General features: G+C 67.9%; 16 protein-coding genes. 13 read left to right on the top strand and 3 right to left on the bottom strand.

What is annotated here, in order from left to right; translation table 11 throughout:
• Positions 1 to 51: 51 nt before the first annotated feature.
• Complete coding sequence (locus AC3ANU_RS15075; protein WP_018771564.1) at positions 52 to 1,017, bottom strand: quinone oxidoreductase family protein; 966 nt, start codon at positions 1,015 to 1,017, stop codon at positions 52 to 54.
• Positions 1,018 to 1,179: 162 nt separating this feature from the next.
• Between AC3ANU_RS15075 and argC the strand changes: the two genes are divergently transcribed.
• The 10 genes from argC (at position 1,180) to AC3ANU_RS15025 (ending at position 11,245) form a co-directional block, all read left to right on the top strand.
• Positions 1,180 to 2,211 carry an N-acetyl-gamma-glutamyl-phosphate reductase gene (gene argC / locus AC3ANU_RS15070; RefSeq protein WP_026266113.1) on the top strand — a complete coding sequence of 344 codons (1,032 nt, stop codon included), beginning with the start codon at positions 1,180 to 1,182 and terminating at the stop codon, positions 2,209 to 2,211.
• Positions 2,208 to 3,374, top strand: a complete 1,167-nt coding sequence (gene argJ / locus AC3ANU_RS15065) for a bifunctional glutamate N-acetyltransferase/amino-acid acetyltransferase ArgJ (RefSeq protein WP_056391324.1) — start codon at positions 2,208 to 2,210, stop codon at positions 3,372 to 3,374. The genes argC and argJ overlap by 4 nt, the downstream gene beginning before the upstream one ends.
• 54 nt (positions 3,375 to 3,428) lie before the next feature.
• A complete protein-coding gene (gene argB / locus AC3ANU_RS15060) occupies positions 3,429 to 4,388 on the top strand; it encodes an acetylglutamate kinase (RefSeq protein WP_018771561.1) in 960 nt (319 codons plus the stop codon).
• Positions 4,385 to 5,638 (top strand): acetylornithine transaminase, encoded by a 1,254-nt coding sequence (locus AC3ANU_RS15055; protein WP_223994683.1) that lies wholly within the window; start codon positions 4,385 to 4,387, stop codon positions 5,636 to 5,638. The genes argB and AC3ANU_RS15055 overlap by 4 nt, the downstream gene beginning before the upstream one ends.
• A complete protein-coding gene (argF, locus tag AC3ANU_RS15050) occupies positions 5,635 to 6,636 on the top strand; it encodes an ornithine carbamoyltransferase (protein ID WP_018771559.1) in 1,002 nt (333 codons plus the stop codon). Before AC3ANU_RS15055 ends, argF begins: the two co-directional genes overlap by 4 nt.
• Positions 6,636 to 7,166, top strand: coding sequence for an arginine repressor (locus tag AC3ANU_RS15045; protein WP_018771558.1), 531 nt, complete (start codon positions 6,636 to 6,638; stop codon positions 7,164 to 7,166). The genes argF and AC3ANU_RS15045 overlap by 1 nt, the downstream gene beginning before the upstream one ends.
• A gap of 45 nt (positions 7,167 to 7,211) precedes the next feature.
• Complete coding sequence (locus AC3ANU_RS15040) at positions 7,212 to 8,417, top strand: argininosuccinate synthase (protein WP_488314801.1); 1,206 nt, start codon at positions 7,212 to 7,214, stop codon at positions 8,415 to 8,417.
• Positions 8,418 to 8,422: 5 nt separating this feature from the next.
• Positions 8,423 to 9,850, top strand: coding sequence for an argininosuccinate lyase (gene argH, locus AC3ANU_RS15035; RefSeq protein ID WP_488314800.1), 1,428 nt, complete (start codon positions 8,423 to 8,425; stop codon positions 9,848 to 9,850).
• A 70-nt stretch (positions 9,851 to 9,920) separates the two neighbouring features.
• Positions 9,921 to 10,469: a pyridoxine/pyridoxamine 5'-phosphate oxidase gene (locus tag AC3ANU_RS15030; protein ID WP_134166030.1), complete on the top strand. Its 549-nt coding sequence runs from the start codon at positions 9,921 to 9,923 to the stop codon at positions 10,467 to 10,469.
• Positions 10,470 to 10,507: 38 nt separating this feature from the next.
• On the top strand, positions 10,508 to 11,245 hold the full coding sequence (locus AC3ANU_RS15025; RefSeq protein ID WP_223994685.1) for a maleylpyruvate isomerase family mycothiol-dependent enzyme: 738 nt from the start codon (positions 10,508 to 10,510) through the stop codon (positions 11,243 to 11,245).
• Positions 11,246 to 11,251: 6 nt separating this feature from the next.
• On the opposite strand, the gene AC3ANU_RS15020 is transcribed toward AC3ANU_RS15025, so the two are convergent.
• Entirely contained in the window at positions 11,252 to 11,761 is a 510-nt protein-coding gene (locus AC3ANU_RS15020; protein WP_488314799.1) for a methylated-DNA--[protein]-cysteine S-methyltransferase, read from the bottom strand.
• The gene (locus tag AC3ANU_RS15015; protein WP_488314798.1) at positions 11,758 to 13,236 is read right to left on the bottom strand and encodes an AlkA N-terminal domain-containing protein; all 1,479 of its coding nucleotides are present in this window, start codon (positions 13,234 to 13,236) and stop codon (positions 11,758 to 11,760) included. Before AC3ANU_RS15015 ends, AC3ANU_RS15020 begins: the two co-directional genes overlap by 4 nt.
• Before the next feature lie 128 nt (positions 13,237 to 13,364).
• Between AC3ANU_RS15015 and AC3ANU_RS15010 the strand changes: the two genes are divergently transcribed.
• The 3 genes from AC3ANU_RS15010 to tyrS all read left to right on the top strand — a co-directional run bounded on the left by AC3ANU_RS15010 (position 13,365) and on the right by tyrS (position 17,682).
• Positions 13,365 to 14,024 (top strand): DNA-3-methyladenine glycosylase, encoded by a 660-nt coding sequence (locus tag AC3ANU_RS15010; RefSeq protein WP_018771551.1) that lies wholly within the window; start codon positions 13,365 to 13,367, stop codon positions 14,022 to 14,024.
• A gap of 81 nt (positions 14,025 to 14,105) precedes the next feature.
• Complete coding sequence (locus tag AC3ANU_RS15005) at positions 14,106 to 16,334, top strand: HelD family protein (protein WP_488314797.1); 2,229 nt, start codon at positions 14,106 to 14,108, stop codon at positions 16,332 to 16,334.
• A 34-nt stretch (positions 16,335 to 16,368) separates the two neighbouring features.
• On the top strand, positions 16,369 to 17,682 hold the full coding sequence (tyrS, locus tag AC3ANU_RS15000; RefSeq protein WP_056391308.1) for a tyrosine--tRNA ligase: 1,314 nt from the start codon (positions 16,369 to 16,371) through the stop codon (positions 17,680 to 17,682).
• Positions 17,683 to 17,907 lie beyond the last annotated feature (225 nt).

Here is a 17,907-nt window from a genome sequence, read left to right as displayed (position 1 = left end):
ACCCTTGAATGGGCGCGGGGACTTCTTCATTATCCGGCGAAGCGGGGTTTCCTACGGCACCAGGAGAACCTTTCCGGTGGTTTTCCGGCCCTCAAGGTCGCGGTGTGCCTGCCCGGCCTGGCTTAACGGGTAGCGGGCCCCGATGCGGACCTTCAGGCTCCCGCCGGCGGCCGCTGCAAAGACCTCGTCGGAGCGCCAGCGTCGCTCCGCGGCATCCCGCAGGTAGTGGCCCATGGTGGGCCGGGTGAGGAACAGGGAACCCCCGGCGTTGAGGCGCTGCGGGTCAAATGGCGGGACCGGGCCGGAGGCTGCGCCGAACAGCACCAGCATTCCCCGGACACCAAGGGCGTTAAGGGAGCCGTCGAACGTATCCTTACCCACGCCGTCGTACACCACGTCCACGCCCTTGCCGCCGGTGAGCTCGCGCACGTGGTGCGGAAAACCTTCGTAGCGCAGCACATGGTCCGCGCCGGCCTCAAGGGCGAGGGCCTTTTTCCCGTCATTGGACACGGTGGTGATGACCCGGGCGCCCTTTGCCTTGAGCAGCTGGATGAGCAGCAGTCCAACCCCGCCGGCCCCGGCGTGCAGCAGTACGGTGTGCCCGGATTCCACCTTGAAGGTGGAATTGACCAGGTAGTGCGCGGTGATGCCCTGGAGGGGAAGGGCGGCGGCGGTAAAGACATCCAGGCCTTTCGGTACCGGCAGTGCGGCGTCCTCATCCACCAGGGCGTAGTCCGCGTAGCAGTTCAGGCCCTCGGCCGTGGCTATCCGGTCGCCCACGGAGAAGCCGGTGACGCCTTCGCCCACGGCTTCCACCGTCCCTGCGGCTTCCGTGCCGGGGGTGAAGGGGTACTGGACTTTGTAGGTCCCACTGCGCTTGTAGGTGTCGATGAAGTTGACGCCGGCCGCCCCGACTTTGAAGAGCACCTGGCCCGGCCCCGGAGCGGGTGTTTGAACCTCGGCGTAGTCAAGGACTTCCGGTCCGCCTGCCTGCCGTGCGACGATTGCATGCGTCATGGCTCTCCTTTCGCGGGTCCCGGCGTTTCCGGCCCCGGCTGCCGAGACCATCCTAGGGACACCGCAGACCGGCACGGCAAGTCCCGGCGTAACCGCAGGCCTCAAGGACGGCCATGCATAAATATCGGCATCAATGCATAACTATTGCTGTATAGTCGGAGCATGACTATTTCTGTTGCGGTTTCGGGTGCCAGCGGCTACGCCGGGGGAGAGGTCCTTCGCCTTCTGGCGGGGCACCCCGGTGTGACCATCGGTGCCATCACAGCGCACAGCAATGCCGGGTCCCGCCTCGGCGAACTGCAGCCGCACCTGCATGGACTGGCCAGCCGCATCCTTGAAGACACCACGGTGGAGAACCTCTCCGGCCACGATGTCGTCTTCCTGGCGCTGCCGCACGGTGCTTCCGCCGAGATCGCCGCCCAGCTTCCCGAAGGGACAGTCGTCATCGACGCCGGCGCCGACCATCGCCTTGAAGACCCCGCCGCGTGGGAGAAGTTCTACGGCTCGCCCCATGCCGGCACCTGGCCCTACGGACTCCCGGAGCTGCCCGGCCAGCGGGAAGCCCTCAAGGGCGCCAAGCGCATCGCCGTTCCCGGCTGCTACCCAACGTCCGCCCTCCTGGCGCTGACCCCCGGCTTCGCTGCGCACCTGCTGGAGCCCGACGACGTCGTGATCGTTTCCGCCTCCGGCACCTCGGGCGCGGGCAAGGCCGCCAAGGTCAACCTGATCGGCGCTGAAGTCATGGGCTCCATGAGTCCCTACGGCGTGGGCGGTGGACACCGGCACACCCCCGAGATCGAGCAGGGCCTCTCCAACGCGGCAGGGGAAAAAGTCAGCGTTTCCTTCACGCCCACCCTTGCTCCCATGAGCCGCGGCATCCTGACCACCGCCACTGCCAAGGTCAAGGCCGGCACCACCGCAGCGCAGCTGCGGCAGGCATGGACCGAAGCGTACGACGACGAGCCGTTCGTCCACGTGCTGTCCGAGGGCCAGTGGCCCGGGACCAAATCGGTCCAGGGTTCCAACCACGCAGCCATGCAGCTGGCCTTCGACGCCCACACGGGACGGGTGGTCGTCGCCTGCGTGATCGACAACCTGACCAAGGGCACTGCCGGCGGAGCCGTGCAGTCCATGAACATCGCACTCGGCCTGCCCGAAACCGCCGGCCTCAACCTGCAGGGAGTAGCTCCGTGACCATCACCACCCCCCAGGGATTCCGGGCAGCAGGCGTCACCGCCGGACTCAAGGCCTCCGGCAACCCGGACCTCGCCCTGGTCGTCAACGACGGACCATCCAAAGCCGCCGCCGCCGTGTTCACCAGCAACCGCGTGGCCGCAGCCCCCGTGCACTGGTCACGCCAGGTGGTCTCGGACGGCCGCGTGGATGCCGTCATCCTCAACTCCGGCGGGGCCAACGCCTGCACCGGTCCCACGGGCTTCCAGAACACCCACAGCACCGCGGAGAAAGTGGCCGAGGTCCTGGGCATCTCAGCCACCGACGTGTTCGTCTGCTCCACCGGCCTGATTGGCGAGCAGCTGCCCATGGACAAGATCCTGCCGGGCGTCGAGGCCGCTGCAGCAGCACTCAGCACCGACGGGGGACCGGACGCCGGCACGGCCATCATGACCACCGACAGCGTGCCCAAGTCGGCCCTCTTCATCGGCACCGACGCCGACGGCCAGGAATTCAGCATCGGCGGCATCGCCAAGGGCGCCGGCATGCTGGCCCCCGGCCTGGCCACCATGCTGGTGGTCCTCACCACGGATGCCGTGGTGCAGCCCGAAATGCTCGACGTCGTCCTCCGCGACGCCACGCGGGTTACGTTCGACCGCGCCGACTCCGACGGCTGCATGTCCACCAACGACACGGTTGTCCTGCTGGCTTCCGGCGCTTCCGCGGCTGTGCCCTCGGCCGAGGATTTCGGTGCCGGGCTGACCAAGGTCTGCGCCGAGCTGGCCCGCAAACTGATCGCCGATGCCGAGGGCGCCAGCCACGACATCGCCATCCGCACGTTCAACGCTGCCAGCGAAGCGGACGCCGAAACCGTCAGCCGCTCCGTGGCCCGCTCCAACCTGTTCAAAGCGGCCATTTTCGGCAAGGATCCCAACTGGGGCCGCGTGCTCTCCGCGGTGGGCACCACGGACGCCGCCTTTGAGCCGGACCAGCTCAACGTGGCCATGAACGGCGTCCAGATCTGCCGCAACGGCAGCATCGGCGACGACCGCAGCCTGGTGGACCTGGAGCCGCGCGAAGTCCTGGTGGAAATCGACCTGCAGGCAGGCGATGCCGAGGCCACCATCTGGACCAACGACCTCACCCATGACTACGTGCACGAGAACAGCGCCTACTCCAGCTAGGGGCCCCTCCAGCCATTGCCCGCCAAGGCATGAACCGCTGCGGAAAGTGACAACATGAACACCCAAACGCGTGAAACCACAAGCATGTCCGCTGCCCAGGACAAGGCGGCAACCCTGATCGAGGCGCTGCCCTGGATCCAGCGGTTTGCCGGCACCACCATGGTGATCAAGTACGGCGGCAATGCCATGGTGAACGACGAACTCCGCCGCGCCTTCGCCGAAGACATCGTCTTCCTCCACCATGTGGGGATCCACCCCGTGGTGGTCCACGGCGGCGGCCCGCAGATCAACTCCATGCTGGGCCGGCTGGGCATCGAATCCGAGTTCAAGGGCGGCCTCCGGGTCACCACGCCCGAGGCCATGGATGTGGTCCGCATGGTCCTCACCGGCCAGGTGGGACGCGAACTGGTGGGCCTGATCAACTCCCACGGGCCCTACGCCGTGGGCATGTCAGGTGAAGACGGCGGGCTGCTGCGCGCTGTCCGCACCGGCACCGTGGTGGACGGCGAAGAGGTGGACCTCGGGCTGGTGGGCGAGGTGGTGGGCGTCGACCCCGCCGGCATCGTGGACATCCTCGACGCCGGCCGCATCCCCGTGATCTCCACGGTGGCCCCGGAAATTGTCGACGGCGGAGAAAGCGTGGCGGGGACCGCGCGGTTCCAGCCCACGGGCCAGGTCCTGAACGTCAACGCGGACACCGCAGCGGCCGCCGTCGCCTCGGCGCTGGGCGCTTCGAAGCTGGTGATCCTCACCGACGTCGAAGGCCTCTACGCCAACTGGCCGGACAAGACTTCCCTGATCTCCTCCCTCACGGCGTCGGAGCTGCGGGAGATGCTGCCCAGGCTCGAGTCCGGGATGATCCCCAAGATGGCGGCCTGCCTCAAGGCCGTTGACGAGGGCGTGGAACGGGCACACATCGTGGACGGGCGCCTGGCCCATTCCATGCTTCTGGAAACATTTACGACGGCGGGCATCGGCACCCAGGTTGTCCCGGACGAGGAGATCAACGGATGAACACGGTTGAAAAGCCTTCAGTCACCGAGTTGGTGGAAACCACGGGCCACGCAGGCTCCGAGTGGCTCTCGCGCTACTCCAGTTCGCTGATGAACGTGTTCGGCACGCCGCAACGGGTCCTGGTCCGCGGTGCCGGCTGCCTGGTGTGGGACGCCGACGGCAAGGAGTACCTGGACCTGCTGGGCGGGATCGCTGTGAACGCCCTGGGCCACGCCCACCCCTTCGTGACGTCAGTCATCGCCAGCCAGCTGGCCACACTGGGCCACGTCTCCAACTTCTTTACCAGCCCCACCCAGGTGGCGCTGGCCGAAAAACTGCTGGAACTGGCGCACGCTCCTGCCGGCTCCAAGGTGTTCTTCAGCAACTCGGGCACCGAAGCCAACGAGGCCGCCTTCAAACTTGCCCGCCGCAATACCGGCGACGGTACGGTCAAGCGGACCACCATCATCGCCCTCGAGGGCGCGTTCCACGGCCGGACCATGGGCGCCCTGGCACTGACCGCCAAAGAGGCCTACCGGGCGCCCTTCGAGCCGCTGCCCGGTGGCGTGGTGCACATCCCGTTCGGCGACATTGCTGCGCTGGAGGCAGCAGTGGACGAAACCGTGGCCGCCGTGTTCCTGGAGCCCATCCAGGGTGAGGCAGGTGTGCGCCCCCTGCCGCCGGGCTACCTGAAGGCCGCGCGGGAGGCCACCAGCAAAGCCGGCGCCCTGCTGATCCTGGACGAGGTCCAGACCGGCATCGGCCGCACCGGCAAGTGGCTCGCCAGCGAGGATGCGGGGATTGTCCCTGACGCCATCACCCTGGCCAAAGGGCTGGGCGGCGGATTCCCCATCGGTGCCCTGATCACCATGGGTGGGCAGACGTCGTCGTTGCTGTCCGCCGGCCAGCACGGCACCACCTTCGGCGGAAACCCGGTGGCCACGGCAGCCGCCCTCGCCACCCTCCACGCCCTCGAAAGCCAGAACGTCCTGGCCAACGCCACGGCCGTGGGCGAACACCTGCGCTCCGCACTGGCCGCGATCCCCGGCGTCACCGAGGTCCGGGGTGAAGGGCTGCTGATCGGCTTCGACCTCGACGCCGACGTAGCACCGGCCGTCGTGCAGGCGGGCCTCGACGCAGGCTTCATCGTCAACAGCCCGGGCCCGCGGACCATCCGCCTGGCCCCGCCGCTGATCCTCACCACGGCACAGGCCGACACGTTCCTCGCCGCATTCCCGGCAATCCTCCAGACAGCTAAGGACGCCCAGTGACCACCGCAACCCGGCACTTCCTCAAGGACACCGACCTCAGCCCCGCCGAACAGGCGGAAGTCCTGGAGCTCGCCGCCCGCATGAAGGCGGCCCCCTACAGCGTCCAGCCGTTCGCCGCTGAAGGCAGCGGCCGCAAGACCGTGGCCGTGATCTTCGACAAGACTTCCACCCGGACCCGGGTCTCATTCGCCACCGGCATCGCGGACATGGGCGGCAATGCCCTGGTCATCAACCCCGGCGAGGCGCAGATCGGGCACAAGGAATCCGTGGAGGACACCGCCAAGGTGCTCGAACGGATGGTCTCCACCATTGTGTGGCGCACCGGCGCCCACGCCGGCCTGGTGGCCATGGCGGAGAACTCAAGGGTTCCCGTCATCAACGCCCTGTGCGATGACTACCACCCGTGCCAGCTCCTGGCGGACCTGCTGGCCGTCAAGGAACACAAGGGCGACCTCAAGGGACTCACCATGAGCTACCTCGGCGACGCCGCCAACAACATGGCCAACTCCTACCTGCTGGCCGGAGTCACCGCCGGCATGCACGTCCGCATCGCCGGCCCGGAGGGCTACCTGCCGGCCGCGGACATCGTGGCCGCGGCTGAGGAGCGCGCGGCTGAAACCGGCGGTTCCGTGCTCATCACCACCGATGCCAAGGAAGCGCTGAAGGGCGCCGACGTCGTGGCCACCGACACGTGGGTCTCCATGGGGCAGGAAGCCGAGAAGGAGGCCCGGCTCCAGCTGTTCCGGGACTACTCCGTCGATTCGGACGCCATGGCACTCGCCGCGGATGACGCCGTCGTGCTGCACTGCCTCCCGGCCTACCGGGGCTACGAAATCTCCGCCGACGTCATCGACGGCCCGCAGTCCATCGTCTGGGACGAGGCGGAAAACCGGCTGCACGCCCAGAAGGCGCTGATGGCCTGGCTGATGCACCGCTCGGGCCTGGCCTTCGTTGACGGCCTTTCCCCCGTCGAGGGCACCGGAGAGAGCACGTTCTAGTGTCCGCCCAGCCGTCCTCCCCGGGCACCAGCCCGGCCACCAAGACCGCCCGGCAGGCGCGCATCACCGCCATCCTCACCGGGCAGTCCGTGCGTTCCCAGGCTGAGCTTGCGGCGCTGCTGGCCGACGACGGCGTGCAGGTCACCCAGGCCACGCTGTCCCGCGACCTGGTGGAACTGGGCGCCGTCCGCGTCCGCGGCAAGGAAGGCGTCCTGGTCTACGCCGTTCCCGGCGAAGGCGGCGAGCGGGCCGCGAAAAGCGGCGTGACGCAGGAGATCCTGGATGCCCGGCTGGCCCGGCTGTGCAGCGAACTGCTGGTCACCGCCGAAGCCTCGGCCAACATCGCGGTCCTGCGCACTCCGCCGGGCGCCGCGAACTTCCTGGCCCTGGCCATCGACCACTCGGTGATGCCGTCCATCCTGGGCACCATCGCCGGGGACGACACCGTCCTGTTGGTCTCCCGCGACCCGCTGGGCGGACCGGACCTGGCAGCCCGCTTCCTGCAAATGGCAGAAGAAGCCGGGCAATAAGCTTGAAGACAACGAACCAACCAACCCCAACAAGGAGCATCTAAAGTGACTGAACGCATTGTGCTGGCCTACTCCGGCGGCCTGGACACGTCCGTCGCCATCGGCTGGATCGGTGAAGCCACCGGTGCCGAGGTCATCGCCGTGGCGGTGGACGTCGGACAGGGCGGCGAATCGCTGGAAACCATCCGCCAGCGCGCCCTGGGCTGCGGCGCCGTCGAGGCCTACGTGGCCGACGCATCGGACGAGTTCGCCAACGAATACTGCGTGCCCACCCTGAAGGCCAACGCCCTCTACCAGGGCCACTACCCGCTGGTGTCCGCCATCTCCCGCCCGGTCATCGTCAAGCACCTGGTGAAGGCAGCCCGCGAATTCGGCGCCACCACCGTGGCCCACGGCTGCACCGGCAAGGGCAACGACCAGGTCCGCTTCGAGGTGGGCATCCAGACCCTGGGCCCGGACCTGAAGTGCATCGCACCGGTCCGCGACCTCGCCCTGACCCGCGACAAGGCCATCGCCTTCGCCGAGGAAAAGGGACTGCCCATCGAGACCACCAAGAAGAACCCGTACTCCATCGACCAGAACGTCTGGGGACGCGCCGTGGAAACCGGCTACCTCGAGGACATCTGGAACGCCCCCACCAAGGACATCTACGACTACACCGCCACCCCGGAGTTCCCGCCGGCCCCGGATGAGGTCATCATCTCCTTCGAAGCCGGCGTCCCGGTAGCGATCGACGGCGTCAAGGTCACTCCGCTGCAGGCCATCAAGGAACTCAACCGCCGCGCCGGCGCCCAGGGCGTGGGCCGCATCGACGTCGTCGAGGACCGCCTGGTGGGCATCAAGTCCCGCGAAATCTACGAAGCCCCCGGTGCCATAGCCCTGATCACCGCGCACAAGCACCTCGAGGACATCACCGTGGAGCGCGAGCAGGCCCGCTTCAAGGCCACCGTTGGCCAGCGCTGGGCCGAGCTGGTCTATGACGGCCAGTGGTTCTCCCCGCTGAAGCGCTCCCTGGACGCCTTCATCGAGGACACCCAGAAGTACGTCTCCGGCGACATCCGCATGACCCTGCACGGCGGCCAGGCCATCGTCAACGGCCGCCGCTCGGACACCTCGCTGTACGACTTCTCGCTGGCCACCTACGACACCGGCGACACCTTCGACCAGTCCCAGGCCAAGGGCTTCATCGAGCTGTGGGGCATGTCCGCCAAGGTTGCCTCCGGCCGCGACATCCGGGTCGCAGGGAAGTAGCCCCTGTGGCTGGGCAAAAACTGGAAGCCACCAACACAGGCGCGCTGTGGGGCGGCCGGTTCGCCGGTGGCCCCGCGGACGCCCTCGCGGCGCTAAGCAAGTCCACGCACTTCGACTGGCGCCTGGCCCGTTACGACATCGCCGGCTCCAAGGCGCACGCCCGCGTCCTGCACAAAGCAGGACTGCTGGACGATGCCGAGCTCGAAGGCATGCTGGCGGCCCTCACGCAGCTGGACGAGGACGTGGCGTCCGGGGCGTACCTGCCGGCGGAATCCGACGAGGACGTGCATGGCTCCCTGGAACGCGGACTGATCGAGCGGGCCGGAACCCAGCTGGGCGGCAAGCTCCGCGCCGGCCGGTCCCGCAACGACCAGGTGGCCACCCTGGGCCGGATGTTCCTGCGCGACCACGCAAGGATCATCGCGCGCGGCGTCCTTGCCACGGTGGATGCCCTGGTGGAGCAGGCAAAGGCACACCACGGTGTTGCCATGCCGGGCCGCACCCACCTGCAGCACGCCCAGCCGGTCCTGCTCAGCCACCACCTGCTGGCCCACGCCTGGGCGCTGCTGCGCGACGTGCAGCGGCTGCAGGACTGGGACAAGCGGGCCGGCGTCTCGCCGTACGGTTCGGGTGCCCTGGCCGGCTCCTCGCTGGGGCTCGACCCGGAAGCAGTGGCCGCTGAGCTGGGCTTCTACTCCGCCACGCATAACTCGATCGACGGCACCGCGTCCCGCGACGTCTTCGCCGAGTTCGCCTGGGTCTGCTCGATGATCGGCGTGGACCTCTCCCGGATCTCAGAGGAAGTCATCCTCTGGGCCACCAAGGAGTTCTCCTTCGTCACGCTGCATGATTCGTACTCCACGGGGTCCTCGATCATGCCGCAAAAGAAGAACCCGGATGTGGCAGAGCTGGCGCGCGGCAAGGCAGGGCGCCTGATCGGCAACCTCACCGGGCTGCTGGCCACGCTCAAGGGCCTGCCGCTTGCGTACAACCGCGACCTGCAGGAGGACAAGGAACCGGTATTCGACGCCGCCGACACCCTGGAGCTGCTGCTTCCGGCCGTCTCCGGCATGATCGCCACCCTCAAGTTCAACACTGAACGGATGGAGTCGCTGGCCCCGCAGGGCTTCGCGCTGGCCACGGACATCGCCGAATGGCTGGTCCGCCAGGGCGTGCCGTTCCGCGAGGCGCACGAACTCTCCGGCGCGGCGGTCAAGCAGGCGGAATCCCGTGGTGTGGAACTGTGGGACCTTACGGACGGGGAGTACGTTGCCATCTCGGAGCATCTCACCCCCGAGGTCCGCACGGTCCTGTCCACGGAAGGCTCCCTGAACAGCCGCAACTCCCAGGGCGGAACGGCGCCGGCCGCCGTCGAACGCCAGCTCGCCGCACTGGAAGCCGAGCTCGCCGACGTCCGGGCGTACGCAGGCTAAATACCGGATCTGCAAGGGGCGCCGTGGTTTTTCCGCGGGGCCCCTTGCTGATTGTGGCTAGGGTGGAGCCATGAGCGAAACCTTCCGCAAGTTCCTTCGCACCCTTCCCGATTTCCCCTCCGGCCTGCCCGGTTTCGACCCGGACAACGCCCCGCAGGACCCGGCGCTGCTGTTCAAGCAGTGGCTGGATGAGGCGCTGGACGCGGGGGAGCAGCAGCCGCACGCGTTCAGCCTGGCCACGGTGGGCGAGGCATCCGGCGGTGGGCAGCAGCCGTCCTCGCGGATGCTGATCCTGAAGAACATTGACGACGACGGCTGGCACTTCGCCACGTCACGCACCTCCCGCAAGGGCCGGGAGCTGGCCGCTGAACCACGTGCCGCCATGAACTTCTACTGGCCGGGCCTGGGCCGCCAGGTCCGGGTGGCCGGCGCTGTGGCCGAGCTTTCTGCCGAGGCTTCCGCGGTGGACTGGCACGAGCGGCCCCGGGCCGACGGAAGCGACAATCCCCAGTGGCAGCTCTACGCCCTCCAGCCCGTCGAGATCGAGTTCTGGCAGGCCAGCAACGACGGCAACCATGTCCGGCACCGTGTCGGGCCGGACGGATCGCCGCTGGAATAAGTACCTGGCGCGCCTGGGTGCTCGGCTAGGCTGGCCGCATGACCTCTCCTTCTCCTGCCGGCCTCCTGGCCGAACTGCACACGGCCGGCGCCGCGCTGACTGCCGGGCTGGACCGGATTCCCGACGGCGGCGAACGTGCTCCGTCCACGCTTCCCGGCTGGAGCCGCGGGCACCTTTTGGCCCACCTCGCCGGAATCTGCGACGCCCTGGCCCGTCAGGTGGAGTACGGCCGCCGCGGTGAAACGGTGGAGCTTTACGACGGCGGCGTGGAAGGCCGCAACCGCGCCATCGATCTGGCCGCGGGGCACAGCCTTGGGCAGCACAGGGAGGACGTCGATGCTGCGCTGCGCCGCGCGCTGGCGGCTTTTGACGCACTGGACGGGGATGAGTGGCAGACGCCCATCGCGTTCCGCGACGGCGTCATCTTCGATGCGGGGCTGGCGCTATGGCGCGAGCTCGTCATCCACACCGCGGACCTGGATGCCGGCACGGGACCCGAAACCTGGAACAGGGAATTCTGCTCCCACCTCTTCGACTTCCTGGCCGCCCGCGTCCCGGCCGGTACCCGGCTTGTCCTGCAGCCGGTGGCACTTCCGCCGCTGGCCCTTGGCGCCGGCGGCAGCACCGTCGTCGTCAGCGGCATGGTCACGGATATCGCCGCCTGGCTCGCTGGGCGCAAGCCGTCGCTGGACAGCCTGCGGGCCACCGCCGCCGGGGACGGCACCGACCTTCCCGCCCTGCTGCCCTGGCCTTCGGCGATGCCCGACCCAAAGTAGTCGTCCTCAACTGAAGCAGTCCTGGCCAGCCTCGCGGGCCAGCAGGCTTTCCTTGATGGGCAGGCCCCAGCGGAAGCCGCCCAGCGAGCCATCGGTCCGGATCACCCGGTGGCAGGGAACGAACAACGCCGCTGCATTGAAGGCACAGGCGCTGGCCGCCGCCCTGACCGCACGCGGGTTGCCCGCGAGGGCCGCATACTCGGTGTATGTAACGGGTGAGCCGGGTTTGACCTGGCGCAGCACGTCCCAGGCGTGGGCGCGGAACGGGCCCGACTGCTGCAGGACCCGTACTGCCATGGCGGGAGCGTGGTCGCCGTCGTAGAAGGCTTCAACGGCGGACGAGATCCCGCCAAGGCTTGCCACGTCCTCCACGGCGTCGGGCCGCAGCGTGGGATGGACCTGTCCGGTGAGTTCTGCAAGGCCTGCCGTCCATCCCGAAGCGAGGACCACACCGTCCCGGGCAAGGATGGTGAAGGGCCCGTCAGGCGTGGACAGCTGCATCAGTTGCGCTTTCATGGCATCCCTTTCGCGGGAACGGTTGTTGTCGGTGCGGGCCGTGCTGCGGCGCGCCACAGGTGCATGGTGGCGTAGGAGCGCCACGGGCTGGTCTCCCGGAAGTCCGGGCTCAGGGCGCTGTCACCATTATCGATGGCGCGGATTCCGTTCCGAACGGCGGCGTCGTTGGCGAGGAAGACGTCCGGGGCGCCCAGGACCCGCATGGCCACGTACCCCACGGTCCATGGTCCCACCCCCGGCAAGGGCAGCAGTTTGGCGCCCAGGCCGGTTAGGTCGTCCCCATAGCCGAACTCCAGTTCTCCGGCGGCCATGGCCGAGGCCGCCTGGAGGAGCGATTCGGTCCGTCTCCTGGGCCCGCGCAGCAGGTGGCCGGCCGCGGCTATTTGGGCCGGCGTCGGGAAGAGCCTGTCCAGGCCGTCGCCGGCCGTGCTGCTGGGACTGCCGGCGGCGGACAGTTGGGTCAGTGCGGTCCGGGCCGCCGCCACCGTGATCTGCTGGCCCACCATGGCCCGCACCAGCAGTTCCTGCGGGTCCAGCGCCCCCGGCATCCTCATTCCGGGAGCGCCGGCAACGGAGGCGGTAAGCCTGGGGTCGGCCGTGAGGGCACCGTCGATCGCTTCGGGGTCTGCGTCCAGGTCGAACAGCCTCCGCACGCGGCTCAGCAGCGCCGGAAGGTCCCGCAGGTCCACCGCACCCACGGTGAGGGTGAGCTGCTTTGCCCGCGTGCCGCCGTCGTACGCCACCTGGAAGCGCGCATCGCCATGGGGGAGCCGCAGGGTCCGTGCGTAGGAGGTGGCCGTACCCTCCTCGATGCCGGGGATGGCACGGACCGCAAGGAAGGAGAAGATGCTTGGATCAAACGGCGGACGGTAGGGCAGGCCAAGGGTCAGCGCCGTCGTGCCGCCACCGGGGGCCGGGTGCCGGACCGTCCTGCGAAGTGCGGTGGGGGTCATGTCGAACACCTCGGCGATGGTCTCGTTGAACTGCCGCACGCTGCTGAAGCCGGCCGCGAAGGCGATGTCGGCCAGCTTCATGGAGGTGGACACCAGCAGCGTACGTGCGGTCTGCGCCCTCGCAGCGCGGGCCAGCGACAGGGGACCGGCACCCAGTTCCTGCCCCAGGATCCGGTTAAGCTGGCGCTGCGAATACCCCAGGTGGGACGCGAGGCCTGCCACCCCGTCCCGGTTGATCACGCCGTCGTTGATCAGCCGCATGGCCCGGCCCGCAACGTCCTGCCGCACGTTCCAGGCAGGGGTTCCCGGCACCGCCTCCGGCAGGCAGCGCTTGCAGGCCCGGTATCCCGCCTCGTGTGCCGCGGCGGACGTCTCGTAAAACGTCACGTTGGACGCCTTGGGGGTGCGGGCCGGGCAGGAGGGGCGGCAGTAGATCCCGGTTGTGCGGACGGCGGTATAGAACTGGCCGTCGAACCGGGGGTCGCGGGCATCGATTGCCCGGTAGCGCTGCCAGAAGTCCATTCCTCCATCCTGCCAGCCCACCCCGGCCGGTACTAGCGGAAATCGGACATGGCCGTGGAGGGCGGGAATCCGGCGCCGGGGCGGCTGCCGGGCGGATGAAACGGGCGGCATCCGGGTAAAGTCGAGCAATGAACGAAAGTGCTCCGGACGCCGGGACGCTCCGGAGTTTCCTGTCCGGAGATGCCCGCGAGCTCGCCCCGCAGCTGCTTGGCGCCGTACTGACGCACCAGTCCCGGGACGGCGCGGTGTCCATCCGGCTCACCGAGGTGGAGGCCTACCTTGGGCCCGAGGATTCGCTCCATCCGGACCCGGGCTCGCATACCTACCGGGGCCCGACACCCCGCAATGCGCCAATGTTCGGCCCCGCCGGGCACCTCTACGTCTACTTCACCTACGGCATGCACCACTGCACCAACATTGTCTGCGGCCCGGCAGGCGTTGCGTCCGCCCTGTTGCTGCGGGCAGGGGAGGTGGTGGACGGACTTGAACTGGCGCAACGGCGCCGTCCGACGTCGAGAACGCCCGCCGACCTGGCCAGCGGTCCGGCCCGCCTGGCCAAAGCGCTTGGATTGACGACGGCGGACAGTGGCCGGGACGCGCTGGCTCCACCTTTCGGCCTGGAGCTTCCCTCCTGCACCGGCGGTCCGGTAAGTACGGGCCCGCGGGTGGGCGTGGCCGGCGCCGGGGGATCGGCGGAATACGCCTGGCGATTCTGGCTCACCGGCGACCCCACCGTCTCCAAATACAAGGCTGCCAAGCCCCGGATCCGGAAGCAGCCGGCACGTTGACTGCCGGCTGCAACGTTTCACAAGCGTTAACGGAAATGGTTGTAGAATGGACGGTCTGTCTTTCGCGATAGGGGAACGTTAATGCACGACGCCGAATTGGCCCACGAACGGGAGTATGTAGCCGGCCTGTATGCCCGGCTGGAGGAACTCCGGGAGGAAAAGCGCCGCCAGCTGGCGCAGGTCCGGCGCGCCGGAGCCGTGGGCACCATGCAGAACGTTTCGGAACGTGATGCGTTCGCTGCACTGTATGAGGACCGCCTGGCCCAGCTGGACGCCGTCGATGACCGGCTGGTGTTCGGCCGCCTGGACCTGGACTCCGGTGAAGCCCAGTACATTGGCCGCATCGGGCTTACCACCGAGGACCTGCAGCGGCTGATGGTGGACTGGCGTGCGCCCGAGGCCGGGCACTTCTACCAGGCCACGGCCTTCGACCGGCAGGGCGTCCGCCGCCGCCGGCACCTGATCCTGCAGGGGCGGGACGTCAAGGCGATCGAGGACGACGTCCTGGACGCGGGGATGCTTACCGACGACGAATCGCTGCAGGGCGAAGGGGCCCTGCTCGCGGCCCTGAACTCCAAGCGGACCGGCCGCATGTCGGACATCGTCAGCACCATCCAGTCGGAACAGGACCGCATCATCCGGTCCTCCATTTCCGGCGCCGTCGTGGTCCAGGGCGGGCCGGGCACCGGCAAAACCGCCGTGGCCCTGCATCGGGCCGCCTACCTGCTGTACACCCACCGTGACCGCCTCAAAAGTGCCGGCGTGCTCCTGGTGGGGCCGTCGTCGTCGTTCATGAAGTACATCGAACGGGTGCTGCCCTCGCTCGGGGAAACCGGTGTCGTCATGGCCAGCGTGGGCCGCCTGATGCCCGGCATCAATGCCGTTCCCGAAACAGATGCGGACGTGGCAGCCCTGAAGGGCCGCCTGGACATGGCCGCGATCGTGGCCAACGCCGTGTCCAACCGCATGCGCGTCCCCGCGCAGAACCGGATCCTTGAAGTGGACGGCCGCAAGCTCACCCTCACACCCCGGCAGGTCCGGCGTGCAAGGGAACGTGCCCGCGCCACCGGGAAGCCGTACAACGAGGCACGCGTGACGTTCGTGAAGATCCTGCTGCGCGAGCTGACCGAACAGATGACCGAGCTCGTCGAAGCCGGCAACCTCGGCAACAACGCGGACCGCTCGTACCTTGCCGAAGATGTCCGAACGGCCCGCGATGTGCGGATTGCGCTGAACCTGTGCTGGATGCCCATGACGCCGGAGAAGCTGATCTCGGATCTGTTCAGCAAGCCGGAGGTGCTGGAATTCTGCACCCCCAACCTGACCCCGGCCCAGCGGGCGCTGCTGCAGCGTCCCGCGGATGCCCCGTGGACGGAATCGGACGTGCCGCTGCTGGACGAGGCCGCCGAACTGCTCGGCGAGCTGGACCCGGCCGCCGGGCGCGGACTGGCCCAGCAGGAGCATGACCGTGCCCGCGACCTTGCCAACGCCAAGCAGACCCTGGTCAACATGCAGGCCGCCGGCGTGGACCCCCTGATGTCCGCGGAGGAACTGGCCGAGCAGAACCAGGAACAGGGAGGGCGGCAAACCGCTGCCGAACGCGCAACGAGCGACCGCACCTGGGCCTTCGGGCACATCGTGGTGGATGAGGCGCAGGAACTCTCACCCATGCAGTGGCGGCTCCTGGTCCGGCGCTGCCCGCTGAAGTCCTTCACCATTGTGGGCGACATCGCGCAGACCAGCTCCGTGGCCGGAGCCAACTCGTGGCAGGGGGCGCTTGCTCCGCTGTTCGGTGACCGCTGGCAGCTGGAGGAGCTGACCGTCAACTACCGCACGCCCTCGCAGATCGCCGAAGCCGCCGTCAGGATGGCCAACGCGGCGGGCCTTGTGGTTTCCGCGCCCAAGGCCGTTCGTGAGGGGCGCTGGGCGCCCATCATCGACGAAGTAGGGAACGGCGCGGTGGTCGGCCGGCTCGTGGAGGTCCTCCCGGAAGAACTTGACGCGCTCGACGGCGGCCTGCTCGCCGTGATCGCCGATGGTGACCTCCTGCCCCAGGCCACAGCAGCACTGCGTGCCGTGTATGGGCGACGGATCGGCACCGGCGCCGGCAGCTACGAGCAGGACATCGTGGTGATCAGCCCGCGCGAGGCCAAGGGCCTGGAGTTCGACGGCGTGGTGGTCCTGGAACCATCCGTCATGCTCAACCATGAGCACGGCAAGGTGGGGGACCTGTACGTAGCCATGACACGTGCAACACAGCGCCTGCGGCTGATTGCCTCGCAACCCGTGCCTGCCGGGATTGCTGGCTGACCCGGCGCCGGGCGTTACTGCTAACTTAGGAAGCGTGCCAGAACTGAACAACCTCGAACCGCAGCGCAACGATCCCACTTTCGCCAACATTTGGCAGGAACTGAAGTGGCGTGGGCTGGTCCATGTGTCCACCGACGAAGCAGAGCTTGAGAAGCTCCTCGCCGACGGGCCGGTCACATACTATTGCGGTTTCGACCCCACCGCCCCGAGCCTGCACCTGGGAAACCTCGTCCAGCTCCTGGTCATGCGGCGGCTGCAGCTGGCCGGGCACAAGCCACTGGGACTCGTTGGCGGCTCCACGGGTATGATCGGCGATCCCCGCCCCACCGCTGAACGAACCCTGAACACCAAGGACACGGTGGCGGAGTGGGTGGGCTACCTGCAGGCCCAGGTCAGCCGCTTCCTCAGCTTCGAGGGTGACAACGCTGCCAGGATCGTAAACAACCTGGACTGGACGGCGCCCTTGAGCGCCATCGACTTCCTGCGTGAAGTGGGCAAGCACTTCAGGGTTGGAACGATGCTGCGCAAGGACGCCGTGGCATCCCGCCTCAACTCCGACGAGGGCATCAGCTACACCGAGTTCAGCTACCAGATCCTGCAGGGCATGGACTACCTGCAGCTCTACCGCGACTACGGCTGTGTGCTGCAGACCGGTGGTTCGGACCAGTGGGGCAACCTCACCAGCGGTACCGACCTGATCCGCAAGGTGGAGGGCAAGAGCGTCCACGCCCTGGGAACTCCCCTCATCACCAACTCCGACGGAACCAAGTTCGGCAAGAGCGAGGGCAACGCCATCTGGCTGGACGCGGGCATGTGCAGCCCGTACGCCTTCTACCAGTTCTGGCTCAACACCGCCGACGCCGACGTTGTGGACCGGCTCAAGGTGTTCACGTTCCTCACCCGGGCCGAGATCGAAGAGATCGCGGTTTCCGTGGCCGAGCGTCCCTTTGCCAGGGAAGGACAGCGGAAGCTGGCCTTCGAAGTGACCTCACTGGTGCACGGCGTGGACGCCACCGAAAAAGTCATCGCCGCTTCAGCGGCGCTTTTCGGCAACGGCGACCTGGCCGCATTGGACAAGGCAACGCTCCAGGCGGCTACCTCCGAACTTCCTTCGGCCACGGTGCAGGTGGACGGGATGGGGATCGTCGACCTGCTGGTGGCGTCCGGTCTATCGGAAAGCAAGTCCGCCGCCCGGCGCACCGTTGGTGAAGGAGGTGCCTACGTGAACAACGCGAAGGTGTCAGATCCGGAGGCCGTGATCTCCGAGTCTGAACTGTTGCACGGCCAGTACCTGCTCCTGCGCCGGGGCAAGAAGAACCTGGCCACTGTTGAGGTGCTGGTTCCCTAGCACCTTCACGGTCCGTATGCACGCCCTTCGGCGGCCGATTTGCACGGCCGCTGGGGGGCGTGTATTGTTTTCTGAGTCGCCGCCGCTGAGTGGTGACAAACCCCCAACTTATGAGAAGCAATTCTTGCCGCGCACCGCGTGGAATTGGAGAAATTGCTTCCCGTTGTGCTGGGCGGATTCATTCCACCGAGTGAATTCCGGAAGAAAATCCGGATTTGCGAAAGT

The sequence above is a fragment of the Arthrobacter sp. SDR-2R genome (genome assembly GCF_057747955.1).
The sequence above is the reverse complement of the archived record's forward strand: the minus strand, read 5'-3'. Positions and strand labels throughout refer to the sequence as shown.

Bases quoted from the DNA above. Each gene is read 5' to 3' on its own strand.
- AC3ANU_RS15075 (WP_018771564.1), bottom strand. From the start codon at position 1,017: ATGACGCATGCAATCGTCGCACGGCAGGCAGGCGGACCGGAAGTCCTT.
- argC (WP_026266113.1), top strand. From the start codon at position 1,180: ATGACTATTTCTGTTGCGGTTTCGGGTGCCAGCGGCTACGCCGGGGGA.
- argB (WP_018771561.1), top strand. From the start codon at position 3,429: ATGAACACCCAAACGCGTGAAACCACAAGCATGTCCGCTGCCCAGGAC.
- AC3ANU_RS15055 (WP_223994683.1), top strand. From the start codon at position 4,385: ATGAACACGGTTGAAAAGCCTTCAGTCACCGAGTTGGTGGAAACCACG.
- AC3ANU_RS15030 (WP_134166030.1), top strand. From the start codon at position 9,921: ATGAGCGAAACCTTCCGCAAGTTCCTTCGCACCCTTCCCGATTTCCCC.
- AC3ANU_RS15025 (WP_223994685.1), top strand. From the start codon at position 10,508: ATGACCTCTCCTTCTCCTGCCGGCCTCCTGGCCGAACTGCACACGGCC.
- AC3ANU_RS15020 (WP_488314799.1), bottom strand. From the start codon at position 11,761: ATGAAAGCGCAACTGATGCAGCTGTCCACGCCTGACGGGCCCTTCACC.
- AC3ANU_RS15015 (WP_488314798.1), bottom strand. From the start codon at position 13,236: ATGGACTTCTGGCAGCGCTACCGGGCAATCGATGCCCGCGACCCCCGG.
- AC3ANU_RS15010 (WP_018771551.1), top strand. From the start codon at position 13,365: ATGAACGAAAGTGCTCCGGACGCCGGGACGCTCCGGAGTTTCCTGTCC.
- AC3ANU_RS15005 (WP_488314797.1), top strand. From the start codon at position 14,106: ATGCACGACGCCGAATTGGCCCACGAACGGGAGTATGTAGCCGGCCTG.